This window comes from Mesorhizobium sp. Cs1321R2N1 (genome assembly GCF_037179725.1).
In the GTDB taxonomy this organism is placed as follows: domain Bacteria; phylum Pseudomonadota; class Alphaproteobacteria; order Rhizobiales; family Rhizobiaceae; genus Mesorhizobium; species Mesorhizobium salmacidum.
Map to the genome: position 1 here is coordinate 39497 of NZ_JAPYKP010000017.1, position 24096 is coordinate 63592.

Below are 24096 nucleotides of genomic sequence, written 5' to 3' on the forward strand. Positions count from 1 at the left end.
CTTCAGGCCGCGTGCGAGGCCTGCGTGTCCGACAAAAGCGCGTGGATCGCCGCGGCGTCGCGCGTCCCCCTGACCTTGGCCACCGTGTCGGCGTCGCGCAGCACGCGCGCGATGCGCGACAGCGCCTTGAGGTGATCGGCACCGGCCCCTTCCGGCGCCAGCAGCAGAAACACCAGATCAACCGGTTGGTCATCCAGCGATTCGAAATCGACAGGGGTTTCCAGCCGGGCGAAAACGCCGGCGATTCGCTTCACGCCGGCGAGCTTGCCGTGCGGGATGGCGATGCCGTTGCCGACGCCGGTCGAACCCAGGCGTTCGCGCTGCAGGATGGTGTCGAACACCTCCCGTTCCGGGATGCCCGAAATCGCCGCGGCCCGCTCGGACAGCAATTGCAGAAGCTGCTTCTTGGAGTTCGCCTTCAACGCCGGCAAGATCGCCGGAACGCTGATAAGATCGCTCAGATCCATGCTTGAAAATCCTTGTTCGCCTGCCGCGCCAGTCCCCACCCCTCGTGCGGCCGGCTTTTATCCCTGTGCGACTTTGGTCGTGGACGGATCGATCCAGCCGATGTTTCCGTCGGGCCGGCGATAGACAATGTTGAGATGGTCGGTTCCGGCATTGCGGAAAACAACCACCGGACTGTCCTTGGTATCGAGCTCGATGACGGCTGAGGCCACCGACATGGTCTTCAGCGTCATGGTTGATTCGGCGACGATGGCCGGTGCGAAATCCTCCGGGATTTCCTCATCGTCATCGGCAAGCGGTGCCATTACGGTATAGGCAATGTCGGTCAACTCGCCATTGGCATTGCCCGAATTGTGCGATTTCAGACGGCGCTTGTAGCGCCGAAGCCGGGTCTCCAGCCGATCGGCGGCGGCCTCGAAGGCAAGCGTCGGATCCTGGGCATCGCCGGTGGCCTGCAGCGAGGCGCCGGAATCCAGCCTGATCATGCAATCCGCCGAATAGCGCGAGCCCGATTTGATGACGGTGACGTGCCCCGCGAAGCCGCGATCGAAATATTTGCCGATCGCTTCACCGACACGATCGTTGATGCGTGTGCGGAACGCATCGCCGATATCCATGTGCTTTCCCGAAATGCGCAGATTCATCTGAAAACTGACCTTCCTTGCTCAGGCTTCAAACTGGCCCGAGTTTATACTCGTGATCCGTGCGCACAAGCTTTGCGGCGTCACTCGCGCCGATTTAAATCCGAACTTTCCGGTTGATCACAAGCCGCCTTCTTGACCGTCCCGGGTCATTGTCGTGACGGACCATCCGCTAGCGGGCATCAAGCCCGTCTCATGCGGGCGGGCTTCTAGCCACTTCACCGTGGCTTGTCAATGAAACTCGAAAACTGTGGAAATCGGGAGTGCCTAACGGCCGGCGCTGGCGAGCGCCCGCTTCTCGCGCCGGCGCTGCACCGATGAGGGAATATTCATGCCTTCCCGGTACTTGGCGACCGTGCGACGGGCGATATCGACGCCGCTTTCCCTCAGCATGTCGACGATAGCATCGTCCGACAGCACATCGACGGGCTTCTCTTCGTCGATCATTTGCTTGATGCGATCACGCACCGCTTCGGAGGAATGCGCATCGCCACCACCCGATGCCGCGATCGAGGCGGTGAAGAAATAGCGCAGTTCGAACACGCCGCGCGGGGTGAGCATGTATTTGTTCGCGGTGACCCGGCTGACCGTCGATTCGTGCATGCCGATGGCGTCGGCCACCGTGCGCAGGTTGAGCGGCTTCAGGTGGCGCACGCCATGGACGAGGAAGGCATCCTGCTGGCGCACGATTTCCGAGGCCACTTTGAGGATCGTCTTGGCCCGCTGGTCGAGGCTGCGTGTCAGCCAGTTGGCATTCTGCAAGCACTCGGCCAGGAAGTCCTTCTCAGCCTGGTTCTTCGCGTGCGGCGACACCTGGGCGAAATAGATATGGTCGACCAGCACGCGCGGCAGCGTTTCGGCGTTGAGTTCGACGGTCCAGCTGCCGTCATTGGCCGCCCGCACCTCGACGTCGGCGACGATCGAGTTACTGGCGCCGCCCGAAAACGCCATGCCCGGCCGCGGATCGAGCGCCCGGATTTCGGCCAGCATGTCGAGCAAATCCTCCTCATCGACGCCGCAGAGCCGCTTAAGCGTCTGGAAATCACGGCGCGCCAGCAGTTCGAGATTGGCGATCAGGACCTTCATGGCCGGATCGAGCCGGTCACGCACGGCAAGCTGCAGGGAAAGGCATTCCGCGAGATCGCGGGCAAACAGGCCGGCCGGCTCGAAGGTCTGGCATACGGCCAGCACCTTGCCCACCGCCACGCCGTCGGTGCCAAGCCGCCCAGCGATCTCCGCCAGATCGGCCCTGACATAGCCGGTCTCGTCGAGCCCATCGGCAAGTTCTCCGGCGATCAGCCGCGCTACGGGATCGGTGAAGGCGAGCGCGATCTGCTCGCCGACATGGTCGCGCAGCGTGATCGCGCTCGCCGCCATGTCGCCGGCATCGAGCCCCTCGGAAGAGGAGCCGCCGCCACTGCCCGAAGCCGATTTCCATTGCGCCGTCAGGTCGGGCCCGAGCCGTTCGCTGGTGCCGGGATCATCGGGAAACAGGTTTTCCAGGGACGTATCGAGCTTTTCCGAGATCGCCTCGGCGCTCCATGCCGTCTCGTTCTCGAACCAGTCGCCATCGGGCGCCGCTTGCGGCTCAGCCTCGAGCTTCTGCGCCTGATCGCTCGCGGCATCGTCCTGCGGCTCGGCGCGCTCCAGGAGCGGGTTGCGCTCGATCTCCTCGTCGATGAAATGCTCGAGCTCTGCATGGGTGAACTGCAGCAGCCGAATCGACTGCATCAGCTGCGGCGTCATCACCAGCGACTGCGACTGTCGGAGCTGTAGTTTCGCCGCCAATGCCATGGTTCGGTTTCAAACGCCTCCTCTACGCGTCCGGACTTCCGGAATGAATTTCTCGGCCGGCCATAGAAACTGGCCCGGCTTTTGCTTGTCAAGGCAAAGCCTAGCAAAACTCGCTTACCGGAGCGTTATTGCGGATCAAAATCGCGGAAAACAGGTCGTCGGCGCGCAAAAAATCGTATCAGGAAACAAATTTCACGCTGAGAGCGATTCCGGGAGCCGGGGAAAAATGGCTTTCCAATCGGAATTCAGTGAAAAGAGACGGGACGGTTCGCTGTTTCAGACAGCGAACGTCTCAGAGCGTGAAACCCTCGCCGAGATAAAGCCGCCGCACGTCGGGATTTGCCACCACTTCGTCGGCGCGGCCATGGGTCAGGACCTGGCCGGCATGGATGATATAGGCACGGTCGATGAGGCCGAGCGTCTCACGCACATTGTGGTCGGTGATGAGGACACCGATGCCGCGCGCCGTCAGGTGACGCACCAGTTGCTGGATGTCGGCGACGGCGATCGGATCGATGCCGGCGAAGGGTTCGTCGAGCAGCATATAGGCCGGGCGCGTCGCCAGCGCACGCGCGATTTCCAGGCGCCGCCTTTCGCCGCCCGAGAGCGACATGGACGGCGCCTTGCGCAGATGGCTGATGTGAAATTCCTCGAGCAGTTCGTCGAGGCTGCGCTCGCGAACCTTGCGGTCCTTTTCGACCACTTCGAGCACGGCGCGGATGTTCTGTTCGACATTGAGGCCGCGGAAGATCGAGGCCTCCTGTGGCAGATAGCCGATGCCGAGGCGCGCGCGGCGATACATTGGCATCGAGGTGACGTCGAAGCCGTCGATCTCGATAGTGCCTTCATCCACCGGGACCAGGCCGGTGACCATGTAGAAACAGGTCGTCTTGCCGGCGCCGTTGGGGCCGAGCAGCCCGACAGCTTCGCCAGCGCGCACGCCCAGCGTGACGCCGCTGACGACCTTGCGGCCCTTGTAGCTCTTGGTCAGGCCCTTGGCGATCAAGGTTCCCTTGAACTTCGCCTTGTCGACGGTGATCGCGGCCGGAGCCGAAAGCTTGCCTGCGGCCCGTCCCGGAAGACGCGCCGTCAGCGACGACAGGCTGGCCATCAGGGGTTCGTCGCTCCCGATTTCGACGCATCCGATTTCGGCGGGGGCGTGATCGACATCTGCACGCGCTGCCCAGCGCATGGGTCGACCTGGGCCAGCCCGGTTTTCATCTGCACGGTGAGCTTGCAGCCGACCAGGACATTGTCGTTTTGCGACAGGACGACCTTTTTGCCCGAAAGCACAAGCACCTGGCTCTTCATGTCGAAGCTGCCCTGATCGCCGGTCGCGACCTGCTGATCCGACTTGATGTAGACCTTGTCGGAGATCTCCAGGTGATCGATGTTGGCCGAGCCGGTCATGGCTGCCGCCCCGGCGGCTTCGGCCCCCTTCGCGCCCGCGTTGGGATCCTTGACGTAGTAGACCATCATCTTGCCGGCCTTCATCAGCGTCGGCCCCTGGACGACGGTGACGTTGCCCGTGAAGATGGCGACACTGTCGGCCTGGTGGACTTCCAGCTTGTCGCTTTCGATCTGGATTGGTTTGTCGCCGGCCAGTTTGAGACCCGACACCTGACTGGCCGCCCCCGACTGCGCCAGCGACGGCGCCAGGCTGAGCAGGAACAGCGCCGAAGTTGCGGCCGCAAGCCGTGTCGAACTATTGACCCACATTCGCTTCTTCGCCCTTTGCCTCAGCCGCCTTCAGAACGGCGGGATCGATATTGACACGAACTTTGTTCTCGAACACCAGGATCTTGCCATTGTCCTGGACCGACATCGAATCCGCCCTGATCTGCGACCCGCCACGGCTGACATCGACGGGATCATCCGTCTTCATAGTGCCTTTGCCCATGTCGAGGAAGACCGATTTGAACTTGGCCTGCATGCCGTCGGTCGTGGTGATGGTCACGTCGCTGTTCAGTTTCATCGTGTTGCCGTCGCGATCGTAGGTACCGTGCGAGGCTTTTACCGCCGCGACATTGTCGGGCGCGATCGGCACCTTGGCGTCGATGCCTTCGAGTTCGATGATGCCTTGCGTGCTCACATCCTGTATCGCCCGCAGCGCCGTCATCGAATAAGGCTGCTTCTGCTTGGTGAAACCGTTGAGTTTGGGATTGGCCATCACCAGCTTGCCGTTGGAGAAGGCGGTGCCTTCGGCCTGCACCGCGACGGAGACGGGCGCGGTGAAATAGGAATAGACCGGGAAGGCCACGGCGATCAACGCCGCGGCCAAGGGCACGGCGAATTTGAGCACGCGCACGCGCCGCGAATGACGCTGGGCGCGGTCGAAAGCTTCGCCCCGCGTCCAGCCATCCGCCGGGGGAGCCAACTCCGTCTCCGGGCTGGTCTGTTCATTCGGTCGCGCTAACATGACTGCTTTCTTCCAAAACCCTGCCCAGGAGCCCCGCCTATAGGTGGGACGCCAGCGCCCTCACGCAAGCACAAGCCGACGAAAACCGCAAAAATGTGACAGCTGCCGTGCACAAACAAAACCGGGTCAGCGCAACAGCCAGTGCTTCATAGCAGAAATAGACGCCCTTGCGTCCTTTTTCATCACCGAAGTTCTTCGCACCTACCTTGCATCGCTCGCATAGGCCAGTCACAAAAAAGACAGCATATGGACCGTCGCGCGCAGATCGCCGCGCCATATGCGGGACGGAACTGCTTCCCGATGAAGACATCATGGTCTAAAAGCGTCTCTTCCCGCTGACTGTGAGGCTGACGATGGCATTGAGAGCCGACGACCTGATCGACCGCCGCCGCTTGCGGCGCAAACTGACTTTCTGGCGTGTTGCGGCCTTTGGCATCGTGGCGCTCGGCGTGATTGCGCTGTCGACCTGGTTCTATGGCGACGATTTCGGGGGCTCTGCCGTCGACCACATCGCCAAGGTCAGGGTCGAAGGCACCATCACCGAGGACGACGAACTGATCAAGCGGCTGGAGACCATCCGCCAGTCGCCGAAAGTAAAAGGCGTGATCCTGGTGGTCGATTCTCCTGGCGGCACGACCGTCGGCGGGGAGTCGATCTACGAGGAGGTGCGCAAGCTCGCCGCCGACAAGCCTGTCGTGGCCGAGGTCGGCACGCTCGCTGCGTCGGCGGGCTACATGATCGCCAGTGCCGCCGACCATATCGTCGCCCGCAAAACCTCGATCGTCGGCTCGATCGGCGTGCTGATCCAGTATCCCGACGTCAGCGGCCTGATGGACAAGCTCGGCGTCAAGCTGGAGGAGGTGAAATCCTCGCCGCTGAAAGCCTCACCCTCGCCCTTCAAGCCGACCAACGACGACGAACGCGCCATGGTCCGCAAGCTCATCCTGGACAGCTACGACTGGTTCGTCGGCATCGTCGCGGAACGCCGCAAGATGACCCACGAACAGGCGCTGGCGCTCGCCGACGGTTCGATCTTCACCGGCCGCCAGGGTGTTGCCAACGGGCTGATCGACGCCGTCGGCGGCGAGTCCGTGGCGATCGACTGGCTGGCGACCAAGGGGGTCGATGCCAAACTCAAGGTGGTCGAGTGGAAGGACACGGAACGGCGCGGCGGTTTCCTGTGGTCGAAGGCGATGGCACGCACGGTCGCCGGCGCGCTCGGCCTGCCGGACTCCGGCGGCGACGTCATCCATGAACTTGGCGCCGACCGCTTGTTTCTTGACGGTCTCGTTTCCGTCTGGCACCCTTGAGACGCGTTGGGACAGCTGAAAAAGCAAATAAAATCATCCTGATAATTTTGGCCGAACTGCTTTCACGGGGACCCGTCTGATGATCAAGTCCGAGCTTGTGCAGATTATTGCCACGCGCAATCCGCATCTTTTCCTGCGCGACGTCGAAAACATCGTCGGCGCGATCTTCGATGAAATCACTGACGCGCTTGCCGAGGGCAACCGGGTCGAATTGCGCGGTTTCGGCGCTTTTTCGGTGAAGAACCGACCTGCCCGCACCGGCCGCAACCCGCGCACCGGCGAATCCGTCGAGGTCGAGGAGAAATGGGTGCCGTTCTTCAAGACCGGCAAGGAACTGCGTGAAAGACTGAACGGCGGCAAGTAGCCGGACGGCTTTACCCGGCCCGCTTGCGACGGAAAATATCATGCTCAACCGCTTCATACTTATCGTGATCTTCGTGCCCCTGGCGATCATCCTGATCGCTTTGGCCGTCGCCAACCGCGAACTCGTCGCCTTCACGCTGGACCCGTTCAATCCCGGCAATCCGAAGCTGACGCTGACCTTGCCGCTGTTTATTTTCCTGTTCCTGGCGCTCGCCATCGGCATGGTCGTCGGCAGCCTGGCGACATGGGTCAAGCAGGGCCGTTACCGCAAGCTGGCGCGCCAGCGCGGCGTCGAGGCGGAAAACCTGCGCCAGGCGGTCCGCGCGCCTTCAGTGCCGCAAGCCCCGGTCCAAGGGTCGGCCCCAGAGTCAGCCCCAGGGTCAGCATTGCCGAAGCCCATCAATTAAAGCGTCGGCCGGCGCATTTTTTTTCACGGAGCCTTTCATGCTGACCATTTCGGCCGCGGAGGTCGATCGTGCGCTGACCTTTCCTGGACTGGTCGAGACGCTGCGCACGGCATTTCGCGAGGGCGCGGTGCAGCCGGTCAGGCATCATCACGCGGTCGAAAGGCCTGACGGTGCGGCGTCGACCCTGCTGCTGATGCCGGCCTGGACCGACTTTCAAGCCGCGGGCGGTTCCGCCGGCGGCCATATCGGAGTCAAGATCGTCACCGTCTCGCCCGACAACAACACCATCGGCAAGCCCGCCGTGATGGGGCTCTACCTCCTGCTCGACGGCGGCACCGGCGAACCGGAAGCCCTGATCGACGGCCAGCGGCTGACGCAGTGGCGCACGGCCTGCGCCTCGGCGCTCGCGGCGTGCTATCTCGCCCGTGACGATGCCTCGCGGCTGCTGGTGGTCGGCGCCGGCGCGCTGTCACCCTTCCTGGCCAAGGCGCACAGCGCCGTGCGGCCAATCAAGACCATCCGCATCTGGAACCGCACCTCGGCCAACGCCGGGAAAGTCGCGGCCGATCTGTGCGCCGAGGGCTTCGCGGCCAGCGCGGCGACCGATCTCGATGCCGAGCTTGGCCAGGCCGACATAGTCTCCTCGGCGACAATCACCACCACGCCGCTGATCAAGGGTGCGCTTCTGCGGCCGGGAACCCATGTCGATCTGGTTGGCGGCTTCACCCCGACGATGCGCGAAAGCGATGACGACGCGATCATGCGCGCCCGCGTCTATGTCGACACACGCGCCGGCGCCACCAAGGAGGCCGGCGACATCGTCCAGCCACTGGCCTCCGGCGTGCTGAAGCCGGAAACCATCGTCGCCGACCTGCACGAACTGGCGCGCGGCCAAAGGGAAGGCCGCGGCAGCCCTGACGAGATCACGCTGTTCAAGTCGGTTGGCGCGGCACTCGAGGACTTGGCCGCCGGCATTGCCGTCTACAAGGCGCTCAGGGGCTAATCGGTGGTCGGCGAGTAATACACGATGCCGTCGCCAGGCCTGACGCGGTGCAGCGGTGCCGCCTTGCCGTGGTTGACCTGCATGAAGCCGCCTTGCCGGCCCCGCCGGACATGGCCGGCCGACGCTACCGCGATCCAACACGCGCTCATTTCTGTTCCCCATTGGCCTGTTCTCCGTCGGCCAATGCTTGCCCGCCCACCGGCCGGCGGTGCCGGCGCAGCGACTGGATCAGGTCAAGCAGGCGTTCGGAACGGGACATGGACGGCTATCCGGGAGTGGTCAACGATAGGGCCAGTGCTGAGGCAACGGCAAGTGGCGACGGTTCGGAACGGCTTCGGCCCGGAACCGTTGTCGCGTCATGCGACTATATGGCTTCCTGCTCTTCTGGTCTGTCTTGACCGCCACGATCGCTGCGCTCAGCCTCGGGCCGTCCTTCGCCCATGTCCTGGAATCGGTGCCCCGGCTCACCCGGTGGTCCCCGGCGCTTTGGCGCGAGGCCACCGTTTTCAACGGGCAGTTCCTGCTCTTCGCTATCATTGGCGCGCCGCTGGATGTCGCGGCGGTCGCCTGCCCGGGACTGCTCGCATGGTTGCTGCGCGAGGATCGGCCGGCGTTCTGGTTCGCACTCGGCGCCACCTTGCTCTATGCGCTATCCCTGGTGCTTTGGTTCGTTCTCGTCAAACCGGCCAATAACGTTCTCGCCACCTGGGTGCCGGGCCCGATTCCTGACAATTTCGAAGCCATACGGCTGCGCTGGGAGACCGGCCACATGGTCGTCATGGCGGCCAAGGCTGTCGGCTTCGTTTCGCTGGTTGTCGCCCTCCTTTCGATCGGGCGTGGCTGAGCCATCCGCAACCGCAATGTCGCGCGGGTTTGTTGCGCCGATGGTCATAGCTGTGGCAGAAGCGGGCCGAACCGCCGGAGAAGCTGCCTCTTGAAGTCTTTTCGCGACAAACGCCGCGACGGCCGACCGCACCCAGCGAAGAGCGGGACCGTACAGCCGCGCCCAGCCGAGGATCGTTCCGCGGTCAAGCCAGATGCCAGGCCGCGCGAACAACACAATGTGAAACCGGAAAACCAGTTCGAGCCGAAATCCGCGCCGCGCATCCTTGCCCGCCGCGAAGGCGCGCTGCCCGCTGAGCACCTTCCGGTAATCCTCGAAGTGGCTCCCAACGCGGATTACGCGCTGCTCGACAGCGGTGGCGGCCAAAAGCTTGAACAATACGGTCCCTACCGCATCGTGCGGCCCGAGGGCCAGGCGATCTGGCAGAAGGCCCTGCCGGCAAGGGACTGGGAGCGGGCCGACGCGATCTTCACCGGCGACACCGACGAGGAGGGCATCGGCCGCTGGCGTTTTCCAAAGACACCGCTCGGCGAAACCTGGCCGATGAAGCATGACGGCATCGACTATCTCGGCCGTTTCACCTCGTTTCGCCATGTCGGCGTCTTTCCCGAGCAGGCCTCGCACTGGGACCATATGGCGGACTTGATCGCGGCGGCCAGGCGCCCCGTCAAGGTGCTCAACCTGTTCGGCTATACCGGCCTTGCCTCGCTGGTGGCGGCGCGCGCGGGTGCGGAGGTCACCCATGTCGACGCCTCGAAGAAGGCGATCGGCTGGGCGCGCGAAAACCAGGAGATGGCCGGTCTTGGCGCCAAGCCGATCCGCTGGATCGTCGACGACGCGGTGAAGTTCGCCGAGCGCGAGGAGCGTCGCGGCAGCCGCTACGACATCATCCTCTTCGACCCGCCGGCCTATGGCCGCGGCCCCAAGGGCGAAGTGTGGCAGTTGTTCGAGGACCTGCCTGATTTGACGGACCTCTGTCGCTCGATCCTGACCCCAAAACCGCTTGCCGTGGTTCTGACCGCCTATTCGATCCGTGCCTCCTTCTTCGCCATCCACGCTCTGATGCGCGACACCTTTGCCGGCATGGGCGGCAAGGTTGAATCGGGCGAGCTGATCATCCGTGAAAAGTCCGTCGGCCGGGCGCTTTCGACTTCACTGTTTTCGCGCTGGGTGGCCTGACATGAACGAACGGCATGCCGGCGCACCAGGCCAGGTGAAGGAAGTCACCAGCCTTGCCAATCCGCTGGTCAAGGACATCAAGGCACTTGCCTTGAAGAAATTCCGCGACCAGCAGAACGCCTTCATGGCCGAAGGGCTGAAGCTGGTCATCGATGCGCTCGATTTGGGCTGGCAGATCAGGACGCTTGTTTTCGCCAAGGCCGGACGCGGCAACGCGGCCGTGGAAAAGGTCGCGGCGCGCACCGTTGCCGCCGGCGGCACCGTGCTCGAAGTATCGGAAAAGGTGCTTGTCGCCATCACCCGCCGCGACAATCCGCAAATGGTGGTCGGCGTCTTCTCGCAAAAATTCCTGGCCCTGAAGGACATCCGTGCCGACAATGGCGATGTCTGGGTGGCGCTCGACCGGGTGCGCGATCCAGGCAATCTCGGCACCGTCATCCGCACCGTCGACGCCGTCGGGGCCAAGGGCGTTATTCTGGTCGGCGATACCACCGATCCGTTTTCCGTCGAGACGGTACGCGCCACCATGGGTTCCATTTTCGCCGTTCCGGTGGCGAAGGCAACGACCGAGGCATTCCTAGCCTGGCGCGGCGGCTTTTCAGGTCTCGTCGCCGGCACGCATCTGAAAGGCGCGGTCGACTACCGCTCGGTCGATTTTTCCCGCGGGCCGGTGCTGCTGATGATGGGCAACGAGCAGCAGGGCCTACCCGAAAGCCTGGCGGCAAGCTGCGACAGGCTGCTCAGGATTCCGCAGGCGGGCCGCGCCGATTCGCTCAACCTCGCGGTCGCCACCGGCATCATGCTGTTCGAGATCAGGCGCGGCGCGCTGAAACTCGAACCAATCCCGGACCAGCAATGAGGATTGCCCAATCGTGAAATCATGGTCTCCCTACGCGCTGCTCGTCATTGTGGCCATTGCGCTCGACCAATGGATAAAGGCACTGGTCGAGGCCGGCCTGCCCTTCCAGGAAAAGCTCGACCTCCTGCCCTTCCTGGCGCTGTTTCGCACCTATAACACCGGCATCGCCTTCTCGATGTTCTCCTCCTTCGGCGACACCGGCCTCGTGGTCATCGCCGTGCTGGTCGTCGCCTTCGTGCTTTACCTCGCCACGCGCACGCCATCGGGCCATATCATCGCCCGCATCGGCTTTGCCTTGATCATCGGCGGCGCGGTGGGCAACCTGATCGACCGTGCCGTCTACGGCCATGTCATCGATTACATCCTGTTCCACACGCCGGTATGGTCCTTCGCCGTCTTCAACCTTGCCGACGCCTTCATTTCCGTGGGCGCGGCGCTGGTCGTCCTCGACGAACTCATCGGCTGGCGGCGTGAACCCACGCCTTCGAACGATTGACCCCACGCTGCCATCGCCGCACAGTCAGACGCCAAGTAAGTTCGCGGAGAAAAAGATGACCGAAACCTTCAAAGCCATCCTCGTTTCGCGCGATGCCGAGAAAAAACAGTCGGTCACCGTGACCGATCTCACCGACGCCGATCTGATGGAGGGCGACGTTACCATCGCGGTCGAGGCGACGACGGTGAACTACAAGGATGGACTGGCCATCTCGGGCAAGGCACCGGTGATCCGCCGATGGCCGCTGGTGCCGGGCATCGACCTTGCCGGCACCGTCATCTCCTCTTCCAATCCCGACTGGCGCAAGGGCGACAAGGTCATCCTGAATGGCTGGGGCGTTGGCGAAACCCATTTCGGCGCTTATGCCGGGCGCGCCCGCGTGAAGGGCGACTGGCTGGTGCCTCTGCCGGAAGGCATGAGCGCGCATGATGCCATGGCGGTCGGCACCGCCGGCTACACGGCCATGCTCTGCGTCATGGCCCTGGAGCGGCACGGCATCCTGCCCGATCGCGGCCCTGTCGTGGTTACGGGCGCTGCCGGCGGCGTCGGTTCGGTCGCGGTCTCGATCCTATCCAGCCTCGGCTACCATGTCATTGCCTCGACCGGCCGCAATGCCGAAAGCCCTTATCTGATCAACCTCGGCGCCGCCGAAGTGATATCGCGCGACGAGCTCAACCAGCCCGCCAAGCCGCTGGCCAAGGAGCGTTGGGCCGGCGGCATCGATTCGGTCGGCAGCCACACGCTGGCCAACGTCCTGTCGATGACCTCCTATGGCGGCGCGGTCGCCGCCTGCGGCCTGGCCGGCGGCATGGATCTGCCGTCGAGCGTCGCCCCCTTCATCCTGCGTGGCGTCTCCCTGCTCGGCATCGATTCGGTGATGGCGCCGAAGACCGTACGCCTTGAGGCGTGGCGGCGCATCGGTGCCGATCTCGATGTCGACAAGCTCGCCAGCCTGTCCACGACCATCGGCTTCGACGGCATCATCGGTGCGGCACACGACATCGTCGAGGGCAAGATCCGCGGCCGCGTCGTCGTCGACATGTGACCCGTCTCAGGGGTCGCGGGCGCCGGACGGAATTGCCACATCGGCTGGCAAATCCGTCGCCGCCGAGGCAAAAAGGCCCAATCCGCTAAAATTCGAACGATCCCCCGCAATTTTCCATAATCTCTGTCTGGCAAAGGATTTCGCATGATCGCGGAAACCGACAGGCAACAGGTCGACGCAGGCGACGATATCGATGCAGGTGACGACATCGATGCGGCACCGGCGCGAGCGCCGGCGTCCGCGCGGCGGTTTATCGCCGCGCCGCCGCTGGTGCCCGATCAGCAACCGGCCAAGCGGGAAGGCCTGCCGATCCTGACCTTTGTTGTCATGGCGCTGGCAGGCATCTCCTACCTGACCGGGGCGCCGGCCTTCATCAGCGTGGCGTTGCTGGCAACCGGCCTTGCCGGCCTGGCCATGCATCTGCACGCCAGACGTAGCGTGCGCCGCAATACGGTCATGCTTGACGAAACCACCGCCCGCAACCGCGCCGAGATCGAGACGCTGGCCGACCGCATGTGGGAGATGCAGGAAAGCGAGGAGCGCTTTCGCGGTCTCATCGACGCGCTCGGCGACCTCGTCATCCATCGCGACCGAGACGGTTACATCGTCTATGCCAACAAGGTGTTCGCCGACCTTGTCGAAACCGATCAGCGCGACCTTGCCGGCAAGACGCTGGCCGAGCTCGGCATCGAGGTCGGTATCGTTCCTGATGCCGCTTTCTCCGACCATGAATGCCTGAGTTCCACCGACGTTGAAATCCGCACGCCGACCGGCCCGCGCTGGTTCTCTTGGATCGAGCTGTCGGTGCGCGACAAGGACAGCAATGCCGTCTCGCATCGCGCCATCGCCCGCGACATCACCGCACGCAAGCGCGCCGAATCGTCCATGATCACCGCGCGCGAGCGCGCCGAGTTCGCAAGCCAGGCCAAGTCGCGCTTCCTCGCCACGGTCAGCCATGAGATCCGCACGCCGATGAACGGCATCATGGGCATGGCCAGACTGCTCGCCGACACCAGGCTGTCGCCGGAGCAGCAGACCTATGTCGGCGCCATCTCGACTTCGGCCAGCGCCTTGCTTGCCTTGATCGAGGACCTGCTCGACTATTCCAAGATCGAGGCCGGACGCTTCGATCCCGAACCGCAGCCGATGTCCGTGCGCGAGATCGCCGACAACATCATCGAATTGATGGCTGCACGCGCCTTCGCCAAGAATATTGGCCTCGGCTGCCATGTTGAACCGGATGTGCCGCAATTGATCACAGCCGATCCGGGCCGGGTCAGGCAGGTGCTGCTCAACCTCATCGGCAACGCCATCAAGTTCACCGACAGCGGCGGCGTTCTGGTCAGCGTCGCGCGCGCCCGCACCGAGACCACCGACCGCATCTGCTTCACCATCGCCGATACTGGTCCCGGCCTGCGCGACGAGGACATGGAGCGCATCTTCGAGGAATTCGAGCAGGCCGACGGCACCTCGACGCGCCCGCATGGCGGTGCCGGACTGGGACTTGCCATCTCCAAGCGCCTGGTGGCCGCCATGGGCGGCGCGATTTCGGTTTCCAGCCGGCTTGGCCAGGGATCGGAATTCGTCTTCCAAATTCCCGCCATATCAGCCACCGAGCCGCCGCAGGGCCGGTTGAACGCGCTTGCCGGGCGACGCGCCGTGATCCTGTCCAAGAACACCGTCGAGGCCGACGCCATCGCCCGCACCATCCGCGCCAATGGCGGCGCGGCCGGCATGGCCACCACCGTGGCTCAGGCCGCTTCCTTTGCCGACAGCTGCGACGTGCTTCTGGTCGACGCGGCCCTGGAAGAGAGTGACGGAAGACTGCTCAAGCGGCTTCGTCAACATGGGTTCGCCAATTGCGAAGCCGTCACGCTGATTGCCCCCACCGATCGCGGCATGCTTGGCGAGTTTCGCGGCAGCGGCTACGCGACATTCCTTGCCCGGCCAGTGCGCGGAGGAACACTCTTGCGTGTCCTTTTGAGCAGCCACGCACCGGTCCTTGCCCCGCCGCAGCCGGAAAAACGACGCGCACCGGCGCTTCGTGCGTCAGGCGAACGCCAGCAGGGCCTGTCCGTGCTGATCGCCGAGGACAACGACATCAATGCCATGCTGGCCCGTGCAACGCTGCTGAAGGCCGGACATCGCGTCAAGGTGGTCGGCAATGGCAAGGCCGCCGTCGAGGCGGTCACGGGCGCCGGCCACAACCGCCGTTTCGACGTGGTGCTGATGGATCTGCATATGCCGGTCATGGACGGGCTGGACGCCATTGCTGCGATTCGTCGCCATGAGGAGGAGACATCCGTGCCGCCCGTGCCGATCATGGTGCTGTCAGCCGATAGCCAGGAAAAGACCCGCCATGCGGTGCTTGCCCACGGCGCCAGCGGCTTCGTCACCAAGCCGCTTGACCCTGAGGCGCTGGTCAGCGCCGTCGAAGGCCAGATCGCCGCTTGAGCCGCCTTTTCCCGGTGCGTGGCTGACGAAGACCACCAAAAAAGCAGCCCGGTTTCGGCGCCCGCGAACACGACGCACCTGGGGCCTTGTGACGCAACATAGCCGGTTGACCGTTTTCGCCAGCCGACGAAGTATTGCCCGCGACGCCGTATCACGGTACTGTCACAATCCTGTTGCACCTACACCGTATCCCCGTGCCAAGAGGGATGGCTCGAAGGAGAATCACTCGTGCATACAGTTATGCCGGAATGTGACACTCGGCCGAACGCCAGCAGCGCCTTGCTCGCCGGACGTAATGTCGATTCCGTCATAAAAGGCGCAGCGCTCGGCCGTATCGGCAACCTCGAAGTGCGGCTTGCCCGCAACGAGGCCGAGATCGCGGCCGCGCAGGAAGTGCGTTATCGTGTATTTTATGATGAGCTTGGCGCCAGGAAGGATCTGTTCCAGGCGCAGGACCGCCGCGACGCCGACCGTTTCGACCCGCTCTGCGACCATCTGCTCGTCCTCGATACCACGCTTTCCGGCCCTGAGCACCGCCGCATCGTCGGCACCTATCGCTTGCTGCGGCAAGAAATCGCGGCAACCGCCGGCGGCTTCTATTCCGAAGGCGAATTCGAGCTGACCAAGCTCATCGCCCGTCATCCCGGCCAGCGTTTCCTCGAACTCGGCCGCTCCTGTGTTTTACCCGAATACCGTTCCAAGCGCACCATCGAGGCGCTGTGGCAAGGCATCTGGGCCTATATCAATCATTACGAAATCGGCGTGATGACCGGTTGTGCCTCATTCCACGGCACCGTGCCTGCGGCGCATGCCGAGGCGCTCACCTATCTCGCCCATCATTGCCGCACAAACTCGGCCTGGGACGTGCGGGCTGTGTCCGAACGTTATTGCTCCATGGACCTGATGCCGATCGAGGCGGTCAACACCAAGGCGGCGATCGCGGCGATGCCGCCTCTGGTCAAGGGCTATCTGCGGGTAGGCGCTCGCATCGGCGATGGTTGCGTCATCGACCGCGAATTCTCCACGGTCGACATTTTCGTCGTGATGCCGGTCAAGGAGATCGGCGCACGCTACGTCAATTATTATGGTGGGGAAGCGCAGCGCTTCGCCGCGTGACGATAGCGAATAGCGAATAGCGAATAGCGAATAGCGAATAGCGAATAGCGAATAGCGAATAGCGAATAGCGAATAGCGAATAGCGAATAGCGAATAGCGAATAGCGAATAGCGAATAGCGAATAGCGAGAGTTATGCCGCAGGCGTCTGGGCTGCCAACCCCTATTCACTACTCACTACTCGCTATTCCCTTCTTTTCACGGAATGTCTTCCGGCCGCCGGCCGGGCCGGCTCTTGTAGGATGGAAAGGTCCAGCCGAAACGAAGCGCACCGCCGCGCACCGCGAATGCCGCGGCGAAGCCGGCCAGCTCTGAAACGATCGGCGGCAATCCTGTGACATCGCCAGCCGTGAAGATTGCAGCGCCCGCGAGAGCGGCCGTAACATAGATTTCCGGCCTCAGCAGCACCGAGGGTTCACCCGCCAACAGATCACGCAGGATGCCGCCCGACGTGGCGGTGAGCACGCCGGTGATGACGGAAACGACCGGCGAACCGGTAATGGCCAGGCCCTTGGCCGCACCCATCACCGAAAAAGCGGCCAAACCGATGGCGTCGAGCCAGAGCAGCCACTTCCAGCGGGATTCGACACGGTGCGCACCAAAGAACACCAGCACCGCGACCGCCGCGCAGATCAGCACGTAGCTGGAATTGGCGACCCAGAAAACCGGCAGATTGAGGATGACGTCGCGAAGCGTGCCGCCGCCGATACCGGTGACGCTGGCCAGGAACAGGAAACCGATGATGTCGAGCTGTTTGCGCGACGCCGCCAACGCCCCTGTCGCCGCGAAGACGGCAACGCCGGCATAGTCGAGAAGGGCGATGGGGTTCATGCGTAAGCGAGTAGTGAGTAGTGAGTAGCAGGTAGGGCAATAGCACGAAGCCGCAGCTTAGTGTCAGCCCCTACTTCCTATTCGCTACTCCCTATTCGCTACTCACTACTCACTATCCTCACGCATCCTTCTCGGCCTGCTCATTGACCGGCCCTGGCTCGACCGCCGCGTCGGCCGCGATTTTCGGGCCCCCCTTGGCGACGCCGACCATGGCCGGGCGCAGCACCCGCTCGCCGATCGAATAGCCCGGCTGCACGACCTGGACCACGGTGTTGGCAGGGACATCGGGATTGGGAACTTCGAACATCGCCTGGTGGAAATTGGGATCGAACTTCTCGCCTTCCGGAGCGAGTTTCTTGACGCCATGCCGTTCCAGCGCCGACAGCATGGCGCGCTCGGTCAGATCGACGCCTTCGATCAGTGCCTTGAAGCCGGCATCCCCCGACGCCTTGGCCTCGGCGGGAATGGCATCCAGCGCGCGGCGCAGATTGTCCGACACCGACAGCATGTCACGGGCAAAATTCGCCACCGCGTAGGTGCGCGCGTCGTGCACGTCGCGCGCGGTGCGGCGGCGCAGGTTCTCCATCTCGGCCGCGACGCGTAGTGCGCGGTCCTTCAGCTCTTCGTTTTCCTTCAGCAGGCGCACAAGCGCTTCATAGTCGCCATCGATGCTGCCTTCCGTGCGCTCGACGTTGGCCTCGGCCGCCTCGGCTTCACTGGGCGCGCGTTCGTCTTTTGCCTGGTCGCTCATCGCCGTTTCCCGTCATCTCGAATGGTATGGATTTGTGCCCGATATCGAGGTTCGCAGGCCAAAAATCAAGGGGAAAGCGACCGTAAGGACCTTTCACCGGACCTGGAAGGCACCAAGGCGGTAATCCGATTTTAATTCAAATTTTACCGTGCTTGCCGGCTTTGCTTGCCACAAGGCCGTGATGCGGGAACCATTCCGTCGCTGGAGGAGTTTGGGACCCGACGCAGGATTTGAACCGATGACCCGCAACAAGCTCGAAAAAACAGAAAGGCTCGCTGCGGAGGTTCGGCGCCAGATCGGCGCCGAGGCGATGAAGCGCTTTCTGCGCACCTTGCCAGCCTTCCGCACCGAAACCGACATCCCGGACCGCTTCGGGCAATTGCTCGACCACCTCGACAGGGTCGAGGATGGCGACGTCGGCTGGCGACGGGCAGTGAGGATCGACTAGGCCTTACGCGACAATTACGCACAGTAACTTTACGTGATCATCGGCTTGCGGTGGCGGCGCACCCCGCCTATGCTTCCTGATGAACATGATTTCCCCCGAAGCGGCGGCCAATAGCAAGCGCGCCTGGCTCAAGATCCTGGCGCGCTACAAAAAGCCTGACAGGCGACGCAGCGCACTTGAACTTGCCATCACCCTCATTCCCTTCGCCACTCTGTGGGCTCTGTCGTCCGCGGCCTATGCCTATGGTCATTGGTGGGGACTGATCCTCATCTTGCCCGCGGCCGGATTCCTGGTGCGGATTTTCATGATCCAGCACGATTGTGGCCATGGCTCCTTCTTTGCCAATCGCCATGCCGATGACTGGATCGGTCGTGCGCTGGGCATCCTGACGCTGACGCCTTACGACTGCTGGCGTCGCGCCCATGCCACGCATCATGCCAGCGCCGGCAATCTCGACGAGCGCGGCATTGGCGACATCAGGACCTTGACCGTCGCCGAATACCGGCGGATGTCCTGGCGGGGGCGTCTGGCCTACCGTCTCTACCGCCATCCCCTGGTGATGTTCGGCCTGGGGCCGGTCTGGCTGTTCATCTTCTCGCAAAGGCTGCCCGTCGGCATGATGCGCGGCGGCCTGACGCCCTGGGTTTCGTCAATGACCACCAATCTTGGCATCGCGCTTGCCGCGGCCATCCTCATCTGGGTCATCGGTCCCGGCGCGTTCCTGATTGTCCATCTGCCGATCGTCATTCTCGCCGGTTCGGCCGGCATCTGGCTGTTCTATGTCCAGCACCAGTTCGAGGAGACCGAGTGGGCGAAGGATGGGGAATGGGAGTTCCAGCACGCCGCCCTGCATGGCTCGTCCTATTACGACCTGCCGCCGGTGCTGAACTGGCTCACCGGCAATATCGGCGTTCATCACGTCCACCACCTCTCCGCCAGGGTGCCCGGCTACCGGCTGCAGGAAGTGCTGCGGGACTATCCCGAGTTGCGCGGTATCGGCCGCGTCACGCTGATCGAGAGCCTGCGCTGCGTCAAACTGGCCTTGTGGGACGAAAGCCGCAGCAAGCTGATATCGTTCCGCGAGGCACACGCGGCGCTATAGGCGCGGTCCACGCAGCGGACGAAAAGCCAATTGCTTGGCTTTTCGTCCGATGACCAAGGGCCGGATGAGAGGCAGCGCAATGCTTCTCAACCGTCCGGCCAGTCCTCAAAGCCTCAGGCCGCCTGCCGCTCGTCGCGCATCAGGATCTCGCCATGGCGGATCTCAGTGCCCAGCACCTTCAGGCATTCGCGGATGAAATTGGACAGGCCCGGCCAGCCCTTGGCCGAAACGAGATTGCCGTCGACATGGGCTCCGTTCGGCGCGACGTCGATATAGATGCCGCCCGCCAGCGTCACCTCCGGCTCGCAATAGTGAAGCGCCGCCACTTCCCTGCCCCGCACCACGCCGTCTACCGCGATCAGGATCTGCACGCCATGGCAGATGGTGAAGATCGGCTTGCCTGTCTCATGGAAGTGCCGCACCAGCGCCTGCACGCGCTTGTCGATGCGGATATATTCCGGACCTCGGCCGCCCGCCGCGTAGACGGCATCGTACCGGGCCGGATCCACCTCGGAAAACGTCTTGTTGAGGATGTAATCGTGACCGGGCTTTTCGGTGTAGGTCTGGTGGCCTTCGAAATCGTGCAGCGATGTCTTCAGCACATCGCCGGCCTTCTTGTCGGGGCAGACGACATGCACGGTGTGGCCGACGGCATGCATGGCCTGTTCAAAGACGAAAATTTCATATTCCTCGCTGAACTCGCCAACGAGCATCAATATCTTCTTGCCAGCCATTCCCGGTTCCTCCCTTTGTGGCCATTATTTCGGGTTCCGAAATAATCGCATTATCCTAAGGGCAAGATGATGCAGGGAAAAGCGCAAATCGCACAATTGGTACGACCAGTTTGGGTCTTCCTCGATTGAGAGGGCTTTGGCTTTCGTAGAAAACGCGTCAGCTGCCGCGAACCCGGCGCCAGGAATATTTCGGCCCCTTGGGCTCCGCTTCCGCTAGGGCGGCCGGCTGGTAGTAAAGCCCCAACCCTCCGGTACGGCCCTCTTCTAGGCGCTTCAAGAGCACTGGATTCGAGACCTCGAACTCGTCGAAGCCAAGCCGCAGCATATGCGGCAACGGGTCGACCAGGACCTGCCCGGTGGCACGCAGCGCGCCCGTGAAATGATAGCGGCTGCGCAGCAGTTCGCCTTTGGAGAAGGAGCGGCCATCACCGAAGGCCGGGAAGGCCAGCGCCACCAGCGACAGCTGGTCGAGCAGGTCGGCGATCTTCTCGAGCTGATCGCCGGGCTGCAGCAGGACGCCGAGCCGCTCCTTCGCCGAGCGGCGCACCTCCGGGTCGAGGTCGAGGAACGCCTGCAGCGGCAGGATGAAGCGGCCATTACCGGAAAGCGCATCGGCGCTTTCGGCATGGGTCCACTCGTCCTCGCGAAAACCCTCCGGGGTCCAGAGCCGGGTCTCCGGTGTCGTCGGTTCAGTCATCAAAATTCCTAAAAATTCGAAGCGCTCAAGGGTGTGTTGAAATTCAGGTCAGGCCGCGTCGAAAACGGCTGCTTCCGAGAACCGGAGTGGAGCGTACTTGAAGTACGTGAGCACCGGAAGCACAGGCCTCACCTGAATTGCAACATACCCTATAGTGATGCGTCGGTCAGCGACACTTCCAGTCCCGACAGGTGAATGCCGCACTCGGTCTTGGCATGACCAGCCCAGCGGCCGCTGCGCGCGTCCTCGCCCGGCTGCACCGGCTGCGTGCAGGGAAAGCAGCCGATCGACAGATAACCATAGGCGACCAGTGGATTTTCGCGCAGCGCATGCGCGCGCATGTAGCCGGCCTGATCCGACGTCGTCCAGCGCGCCAGTGGATTGATGCGGATGCGCGGGCCGACCGCCTCGAACACCGGAAGTGCGGCCCGTGTCGAGGCCTGGAAGCGCTTGCGGCCTGTGAACCAGGCGCGGAAGGGTGCGATGCCACGTGCCAGCGGCTCGACCTTGCGCACGTCGCAGCAGGCGTCGGTGTTGTTCTGGTGCAGATTGCCGGTCGGATCGATCCGTTCGAGCGCCGCTTCGTCGGGCTTGATGACCCGGATGTTGGTCAGCCCGAAATCGGCGACCAGCGCGTCGCGATAGCCGAGCGTCTCCTCGAAATGCTTGCCAGTATCGAGGAAGACGACCGGCAGCGTGCGGTCGATCTTGGCGATCATGTGCAGCAGCACCGCCGAATCCGCGCCGAACGAAGACACGGCGGCGATCTCGTCGTGAAACAGCTCATTGGCCGATCGTTCGATGATCTCGATCGGGCTGAGATGACCGTAGAGCGCGTCAAACCCCGCCGCCTTGGCGGCGGCGCCGTCCTCGACGTCGACGATATGGTCAAGCGGCCTTGGCTTCGCCAGCATAGAGCGCCTCCTTGAACGGCGCGGGACCGACACGGCGGTAGGCGTCGATGAATATTTCGTGTGGGTTGAGCCGAAGGCCGAGATAGGTGTCGACGATCGTCTCGATGGCGTCGGTGATTTCTTCCGACGAGAAGCCGCGGCCGATGATTTCGCCGACGGAGGTGTTTTCGTCGGCGGAACCGCCGAGCGTCACCTGGTAGAGTTCGGAGCCCTTCTTCTCGACACCCAGGATGCCGATATGACCGACATGGTGGTGGCCGCAGGCATTGATGCAGCCGGAGATCTTCAGCTTCAGCTCGCCGATCTCGCGCTGCCGCTCCAGCGAAGCGAAGCGTTGCGAGATTTCCTGTGCGATCGGGATCGAGCGCGCGGTCGCCAGCGCGCAATAATCAAGGCCCGGGCACGAGATGATGTCCGAGATCAGGTTGGAATTGGCCGTCGCCAGCCCGATGTCGACCAGCGCGTCATAGACTGTCTTGAGGTCGGCGCGCGCCACATGCGGCAGGATCAGGTTCTGCTCGTGGCTGACGCGAAGCTCGTCGAAAGCGTATTTTTCGGCGATGTCGGCGACTGCTTCCATCTGGCTGTCGGTCGCATCGCCCGGCACCTCGCCGATACCCTTGAGTGAGATCGTCACCGCCGCGTAGTCGGGGTGGCGGTGCGTCACCACGTTCTGGTCGAGCCAGTCAGAGAAGCCCTTGGAATCCAGGCGCGCCACCTTGACCGCCGTGTCGCCGTCCGGCCGCCCGGTCAGCGCCGGCGGGGCGAAATAGGCCTCGATGGCGCGAATGTCGGCCTCCGGCAGCTTCAGCTCCGCGTCCTTCAACTCCTGCCACTCGGCCTCGACCTGGCGGGTGATTTCCTCGGCGCCGGTCTCGTGGACCAGGATCTTGATGCGCGCCTTGTACTTGTTGTCGCGGCGGCCATAGAGATTGTAAACGCGCAGGATCGCCGTGCAGTAGGATAGAAGGTCGGCTTCCGGCAGGAAGTCGCGGATCTTCCTCGCCACCATCGGCGTGCGGCCCTGGCCACCACCGACATAGACGGCGAAGCCGAGCTCGCCGGCGGCGTTCTTCTTCAGGTGCAGGCCGATGTCATGCGTCTGGATGGCGGCTCGGTCGCGCTCGGCTCCCGTCACCGCGATCTTGAACTTGCGCGGCAGGAACGAGAATTCCGGATGCACCGACGACCATTGCCGCAGGATTTCCGCATAGGGACGCGGATCGGCGACCTCGTCGGCGGCCGCCCCGGCAAAATGGTCGGCGGTCACATTGCGGATGCAATTGCCGCTGGTCTGGATGGCGTGCATCTCCACGCTGGCCAGGTCCGCCAGGATCGCCGGAATATCCGACAACGCCGGCCAGTTGAACTGGATGTTCTGGCGCGTGGTGAAGTGACCATAGCCCTTGTCGTATTTGCGGGCGATGTGGCCGAGCATCCGCAGCTGCTTGCCGTTGAGCGTGCCATAGGGCACGGAGATGCGCAGCATATAAGCGTGCAGCTGCAGATAGACGCCGTTCATCAGCCTGAGCGGCCGGAATTGGTCCTCGGTGATCTCGCCGGACAGCCGGCGCTGGACCTGATCGCTGAACTCGGCGACGCGGGCCTGGACAAAATCGTGGTCGAACTCATCGTAACGGTACATGCTTCGTCTTTCAGGGCGCGTCCGCCCGTGCCTGGTTAGGCTGCCCGCGCAGCCTGCTTGCCGAGATCGTTGCGGATGGTGGGACCGGCGGCGCGGATCTTCTCGCGCAGCCGCACCGGCTCGACAACGCCGTCGACGACTTCCGCGTCGATCAGATTGACGTCGACCACTTCATTGTCGGCGTGGGCCTTGGCGCCGATCGCCTCCAGCCGATCCTCGGCTGCTTTGTCATAGGCAAGGTCTGCATGGTCCACCGTCTCGGCCCAGCCGCCATCGGCGTACCAGACGGCAATGCCGTCGCCAAGGCGATTGGCGGTCAGTATCTTCATGGCTGAACTCCCTCGGCGGCCGCTACGGGCGAACTCTCATGCCTGTGCGCCGCGAGCGGCTCGGACCGCTCGAAATTGGCGCCGGCGACAGCGTCGCCGATGATGGTCATGACCGGGCCCGACAGATCGGCGCGCGCCTCCAGCGACGGCAGGTCGGCAAGCGTGCCGTGGAAGCGTCGGCGATTGGTCAGGCTGGCATTCTCGACCACAGCGACCGCCGTGTCCGGCGACAGGCCGGCCTCGATCAGCCGG

At 63.3% G+C, this 24096-nt stretch carries 26 protein-coding genes and 3 pseudogenes; 13 read left to right on the plus strand and 16 right to left on the minus strand.

The window, feature by feature from the left end:
* Positions 1-2: 2 nt before the first annotated feature.
* The 6 genes from ptsN to lptC form a co-directional block, all read right to left on the minus strand.
* On the minus strand, positions 3-467 hold the full coding sequence (ptsN, locus tag O7A61_RS07225) for a PTS IIA-like nitrogen regulatory protein PtsN (RefSeq protein WP_027056629.1): 465 nt from the start codon (positions 465-467) through the stop codon (positions 3-5).
* 57 nt (positions 468-524) lie between these two features.
* Positions 525-1109: a ribosome hibernation-promoting factor, HPF/YfiA family gene (hpf, locus tag O7A61_RS07230; protein ID WP_027143036.1), complete on the minus strand. Its 585-nt coding sequence runs from the start codon at positions 1107-1109 to the stop codon at positions 525-527.
* 264 nt (positions 1110-1373) lie between these two features.
* The gene (gene rpoN / locus O7A61_RS07235; RefSeq protein ID WP_027143037.1) at positions 1374-2900 is read right to left on the minus strand and encodes an RNA polymerase factor sigma-54; all 1527 of its coding nucleotides are present in this window, start codon (positions 2898-2900) and stop codon (positions 1374-1376) included.
* Positions 2901-3192: 292 nt separating this feature from the next.
* Positions 3193-4011 carry an LPS export ABC transporter ATP-binding protein gene (gene lptB / locus O7A61_RS07240; RefSeq protein ID WP_027143038.1) on the minus strand — a complete coding sequence of 273 codons (819 nt, stop codon included), beginning with the start codon at positions 4009-4011 and terminating at the stop codon, positions 3193-3195.
* A complete protein-coding gene (locus O7A61_RS07245; RefSeq protein WP_337129155.1) occupies positions 4011-4619 on the minus strand; it encodes an LptA/OstA family protein in 609 nt (202 codons plus the stop codon). The genes lptB and O7A61_RS07245 overlap by 1 nt, the downstream gene beginning before the upstream one ends.
* The gene (gene lptC / locus O7A61_RS07250; RefSeq protein ID WP_337129156.1) at positions 4606-5319 is read right to left on the minus strand and encodes an LPS export ABC transporter periplasmic protein LptC; all 714 of its coding nucleotides are present in this window, start codon (positions 5317-5319) and stop codon (positions 4606-4608) included. Before lptC ends, O7A61_RS07245 begins: the two co-directional genes overlap by 14 nt.
* Before the next feature lie 353 nt (positions 5320-5672).
* Between lptC and sppA the strand changes: the two genes are divergently transcribed.
* From sppA to O7A61_RS07270, 4 genes are all read left to right on the plus strand, one after another.
* Positions 5673-6629 (plus strand): signal peptide peptidase SppA, encoded by a 957-nt coding sequence (gene sppA, locus O7A61_RS07255; RefSeq protein ID WP_027143041.1) that lies wholly within the window; start codon positions 5673-5675, stop codon positions 6627-6629.
* A gap of 79 nt (positions 6630-6708) precedes the next feature.
* Positions 6709-6993 (plus strand): integration host factor subunit beta, encoded by a 285-nt coding sequence (locus O7A61_RS07260; protein ID WP_006200394.1) that lies wholly within the window; start codon positions 6709-6711, stop codon positions 6991-6993.
* Positions 6994-7033: 40 nt separating this feature from the next.
* Positions 7034-7399 carry a DUF1049 domain-containing protein gene (locus O7A61_RS07265; RefSeq protein ID WP_337129157.1) on the plus strand — a complete coding sequence of 122 codons (366 nt, stop codon included), beginning with the start codon at positions 7034-7036 and terminating at the stop codon, positions 7397-7399.
* Positions 7400-7436: 37 nt separating this feature from the next.
* The gene (locus tag O7A61_RS07270; RefSeq protein WP_337129158.1) at positions 7437-8402 is read left to right on the plus strand and encodes an ornithine cyclodeaminase family protein; all 966 of its coding nucleotides are present in this window, start codon (positions 7437-7439) and stop codon (positions 8400-8402) included.
* 5 nt (positions 8403-8407) lie between these two features.
* Here the strand turns inward: O7A61_RS07270 and O7A61_RS07275 are convergent.
* Together O7A61_RS07275 and O7A61_RS07280 are read right to left on the minus strand one after the other, a co-directional pair.
* Positions 8408-8551: pseudogene (locus O7A61_RS07275) on the minus strand (EVE domain-containing protein); the annotation flags it as partial.
* Between the two features lie 26 nt (positions 8552-8577).
* Positions 8578-8661: pseudogene (locus O7A61_RS07280) on the minus strand (transcriptional regulator); the annotation flags it as partial.
* A gap of 99 nt (positions 8662-8760) precedes the next feature.
* On the opposite strand from O7A61_RS07280, the gene O7A61_RS07285 reads away from it, so the two are divergent.
* The 7 genes from O7A61_RS07285 (at position 8761) to O7A61_RS07315 (ending at position 16395) form a co-directional block, all read left to right on the plus strand.
* Positions 8761-9246, plus strand: a complete 486-nt coding sequence (locus O7A61_RS07285; protein ID WP_337129159.1) for a DUF1772 domain-containing protein — start codon at positions 8761-8763, stop codon at positions 9244-9246.
* A gap of 90 nt (positions 9247-9336) precedes the next feature.
* On the plus strand, positions 9337-10425 hold the full coding sequence (locus O7A61_RS07290) for a class I SAM-dependent rRNA methyltransferase (protein WP_337129160.1): 1089 nt from the start codon (positions 9337-9339) through the stop codon (positions 10423-10425).
* A 1-nt stretch (position 10426) separates the two neighbouring features.
* The gene (locus tag O7A61_RS07295; RefSeq protein WP_127279744.1) at positions 10427-11284 is read left to right on the plus strand and encodes a TrmH family RNA methyltransferase; all 858 of its coding nucleotides are present in this window, start codon (positions 10427-10429) and stop codon (positions 11282-11284) included.
* A gap of 13 nt (positions 11285-11297) precedes the next feature.
* Positions 11298-11780, plus strand: a complete 483-nt coding sequence (gene lspA, locus O7A61_RS07300) for a signal peptidase II (protein WP_337129161.1) — start codon at positions 11298-11300, stop codon at positions 11778-11780.
* A 55-nt stretch (positions 11781-11835) separates the two neighbouring features.
* Positions 11836-12825, plus strand: coding sequence for an acrylyl-CoA reductase (NADPH) (acuI, locus tag O7A61_RS07305; RefSeq protein ID WP_337129162.1), 990 nt, complete (start codon positions 11836-11838; stop codon positions 12823-12825).
* Positions 12826-12969: 144 nt separating this feature from the next.
* Positions 12970-15279, plus strand: a complete 2310-nt coding sequence (locus O7A61_RS07310) for a hybrid sensor histidine kinase/response regulator (RefSeq protein ID WP_337129163.1) — start codon at positions 12970-12972, stop codon at positions 15277-15279.
* Positions 15280-15519: 240 nt separating this feature from the next.
* Positions 15520-16395 carry a GNAT family N-acetyltransferase gene (locus O7A61_RS07315; protein ID WP_032935138.1) on the plus strand — a complete coding sequence of 292 codons (876 nt, stop codon included), beginning with the start codon at positions 15520-15522 and terminating at the stop codon, positions 16393-16395.
* A gap of 196 nt (positions 16396-16591) precedes the next feature.
* On the opposite strand, the gene O7A61_RS07320 is transcribed toward O7A61_RS07315, so the two are convergent.
* Both O7A61_RS07320 and grpE read right to left on the minus strand, forming a co-directional pair.
* Entirely contained in the window at positions 16592-17224 is a 633-nt protein-coding gene (locus tag O7A61_RS07320; RefSeq protein ID WP_027143050.1) for a trimeric intracellular cation channel family protein, read from the minus strand.
* 118 nt (positions 17225-17342) lie between these two features.
* The gene (gene grpE, locus O7A61_RS07325; protein WP_337129164.1) at positions 17343-17975 is read right to left on the minus strand and encodes a nucleotide exchange factor GrpE; all 633 of its coding nucleotides are present in this window, start codon (positions 17973-17975) and stop codon (positions 17343-17345) included.
* Positions 17976-18213: 238 nt separating this feature from the next.
* Between grpE and O7A61_RS07330 the strand changes: the two genes are divergently transcribed.
* Both O7A61_RS07330 and O7A61_RS07335 read left to right on the plus strand, forming a co-directional pair.
* Positions 18214-18423, plus strand: coding sequence for a hypothetical protein (locus O7A61_RS07330; RefSeq protein WP_027143052.1), 210 nt, complete (start codon positions 18214-18216; stop codon positions 18421-18423).
* 79 nt (positions 18424-18502) lie between these two features.
* Entirely contained in the window at positions 18503-19525 is a 1023-nt protein-coding gene (locus O7A61_RS07335) for a fatty acid desaturase (protein WP_337129165.1), read from the plus strand.
* A 113-nt stretch (positions 19526-19638) separates the two neighbouring features.
* Here O7A61_RS07335 and O7A61_RS07340 read toward each other — a convergent pair whose 3' ends face one another.
* The 6 genes and pseudogenes from O7A61_RS07340 to O7A61_RS07365 all read right to left on the minus strand — a co-directional run.
* The gene (locus O7A61_RS07340; RefSeq protein ID WP_337129166.1) at positions 19639-20259 is read right to left on the minus strand and encodes a DJ-1/PfpI family protein; all 621 of its coding nucleotides are present in this window, start codon (positions 20257-20259) and stop codon (positions 19639-19641) included.
* 157 nt (positions 20260-20416) lie between these two features.
* Positions 20417-20956, minus strand: coding sequence for a DUF934 domain-containing protein (locus O7A61_RS07345; protein ID WP_337129167.1), 540 nt, complete (start codon positions 20954-20956; stop codon positions 20417-20419).
* A gap of 149 nt (positions 20957-21105) precedes the next feature.
* Positions 21106-21870: a phosphoadenylyl-sulfate reductase gene (locus O7A61_RS07350; protein WP_027143056.1), complete on the minus strand. Its 765-nt coding sequence runs from the start codon at positions 21868-21870 to the stop codon at positions 21106-21108.
* Positions 21845-23515: a nitrite/sulfite reductase gene (locus O7A61_RS07355; RefSeq protein WP_337129168.1), complete on the minus strand. Its 1671-nt coding sequence runs from the start codon at positions 23513-23515 to the stop codon at positions 21845-21847. The genes O7A61_RS07350 and O7A61_RS07355 overlap by 26 nt, the downstream gene beginning before the upstream one ends.
* A 35-nt stretch (positions 23516-23550) precedes the next feature.
* A complete protein-coding gene (locus O7A61_RS07360; protein WP_140712058.1) occupies positions 23551-23844 on the minus strand; it encodes a DUF2849 domain-containing protein in 294 nt (97 codons plus the stop codon).
* Positions 23841-24096, minus strand: a pseudogene (locus O7A61_RS07365) (siroheme synthase CysG); the annotation flags it as partial. The gene O7A61_RS07360 and the pseudogene O7A61_RS07365, both read right to left, overlap by 4 nt.

Excerpts from the sequence above, each read along its gene's own strand:
- lptB (WP_027143038.1), bottom strand. The coding sequence starts at position 4,011 with ATGGCCAGCCTGTCGTCGCTGACGGCGCGTCTTCCGGGACGGGCCGCA.
- O7A61_RS07265 (WP_337129157.1), top strand. The coding sequence starts at position 7,034 with ATGCTCAACCGCTTCATACTTATCGTGATCTTCGTGCCCCTGGCGATC.
- O7A61_RS07285 (WP_337129159.1), top strand. The coding sequence starts at position 8,761 with ATGCGACTATATGGCTTCCTGCTCTTCTGGTCTGTCTTGACCGCCACG.
- O7A61_RS07260 (WP_006200394.1), top strand. The coding sequence starts at position 6,709 with ATGATCAAGTCCGAGCTTGTGCAGATTATTGCCACGCGCAATCCGCAT.
- O7A61_RS07320 (WP_027143050.1), bottom strand. The coding sequence starts at position 17,224 with ATGAACCCCATCGCCCTTCTCGACTATGCCGGCGTTGCCGTCTTCGCG.
- O7A61_RS07295 (WP_127279744.1), top strand. The coding sequence starts at position 10,427 with ATGAACGAACGGCATGCCGGCGCACCAGGCCAGGTGAAGGAAGTCACC.
- O7A61_RS07355 (WP_337129168.1), bottom strand. The coding sequence starts at position 23,515 with ATGTACCGTTACGATGAGTTCGACCACGATTTTGTCCAGGCCCGCGTC.
- O7A61_RS07340 (WP_337129166.1), bottom strand. The coding sequence starts at position 20,259 with ATGGCTGGCAAGAAGATATTGATGCTCGTTGGCGAGTTCAGCGAGGAA.
- ptsN (WP_027056629.1), bottom strand. The coding sequence starts at position 467 with ATGGATCTGAGCGATCTTATCAGCGTTCCGGCGATCTTGCCGGCGTTG.
- grpE (WP_337129164.1), bottom strand. The coding sequence starts at position 17,975 with ATGAGCGACCAGGCAAAAGACGAACGCGCGCCCAGTGAAGCCGAGGCG.
- lptC (WP_337129156.1), bottom strand. The coding sequence starts at position 5,319 with ATGTTAGCGCGACCGAATGAACAGACCAGCCCGGAGACGGAGTTGGCT.
- O7A61_RS07335 (WP_337129165.1), top strand. The coding sequence starts at position 18,503 with ATGAACATGATTTCCCCCGAAGCGGCGGCCAATAGCAAGCGCGCCTGG.
- sppA (WP_027143041.1), top strand. The coding sequence starts at position 5,673 with ATGGCATTGAGAGCCGACGACCTGATCGACCGCCGCCGCTTGCGGCGC.
- O7A61_RS07310 (WP_337129163.1), top strand. The coding sequence starts at position 12,970 with ATGATCGCGGAAACCGACAGGCAACAGGTCGACGCAGGCGACGATATC.
- O7A61_RS07315 (WP_032935138.1), top strand. The coding sequence starts at position 15,520 with ATGCCGGAATGTGACACTCGGCCGAACGCCAGCAGCGCCTTGCTCGCC.
- acuI (WP_337129162.1), top strand. The coding sequence starts at position 11,836 with ATGACCGAAACCTTCAAAGCCATCCTCGTTTCGCGCGATGCCGAGAAA.
- O7A61_RS07245 (WP_337129155.1), bottom strand. The coding sequence starts at position 4,619 with ATGTGGGTCAATAGTTCGACACGGCTTGCGGCCGCAACTTCGGCGCTG.
- O7A61_RS07330 (WP_027143052.1), top strand. The coding sequence starts at position 18,214 with ATGACCCGCAACAAGCTCGAAAAAACAGAAAGGCTCGCTGCGGAGGTT.
- hpf (WP_027143036.1), bottom strand. The coding sequence starts at position 1,109 with ATGAATCTGCGCATTTCGGGAAAGCACATGGATATCGGCGATGCGTTC.
- O7A61_RS07360 (WP_140712058.1), bottom strand. The coding sequence starts at position 23,844 with ATGAAGATACTGACCGCCAATCGCCTTGGCGACGGCATTGCCGTCTGG.
- O7A61_RS07350 (WP_027143056.1), bottom strand. The coding sequence starts at position 21,870 with ATGCTGGCGAAGCCAAGGCCGCTTGACCATATCGTCGACGTCGAGGAC.
- O7A61_RS07270 (WP_337129158.1), top strand. The coding sequence starts at position 7,437 with ATGCTGACCATTTCGGCCGCGGAGGTCGATCGTGCGCTGACCTTTCCT.
- O7A61_RS07345 (WP_337129167.1), bottom strand. The coding sequence starts at position 20,956 with ATGACTGAACCGACGACACCGGAGACCCGGCTCTGGACCCCGGAGGGT.
- rpoN (WP_027143037.1), bottom strand. The coding sequence starts at position 2,900 with ATGGCATTGGCGGCGAAACTACAGCTCCGACAGTCGCAGTCGCTGGTG.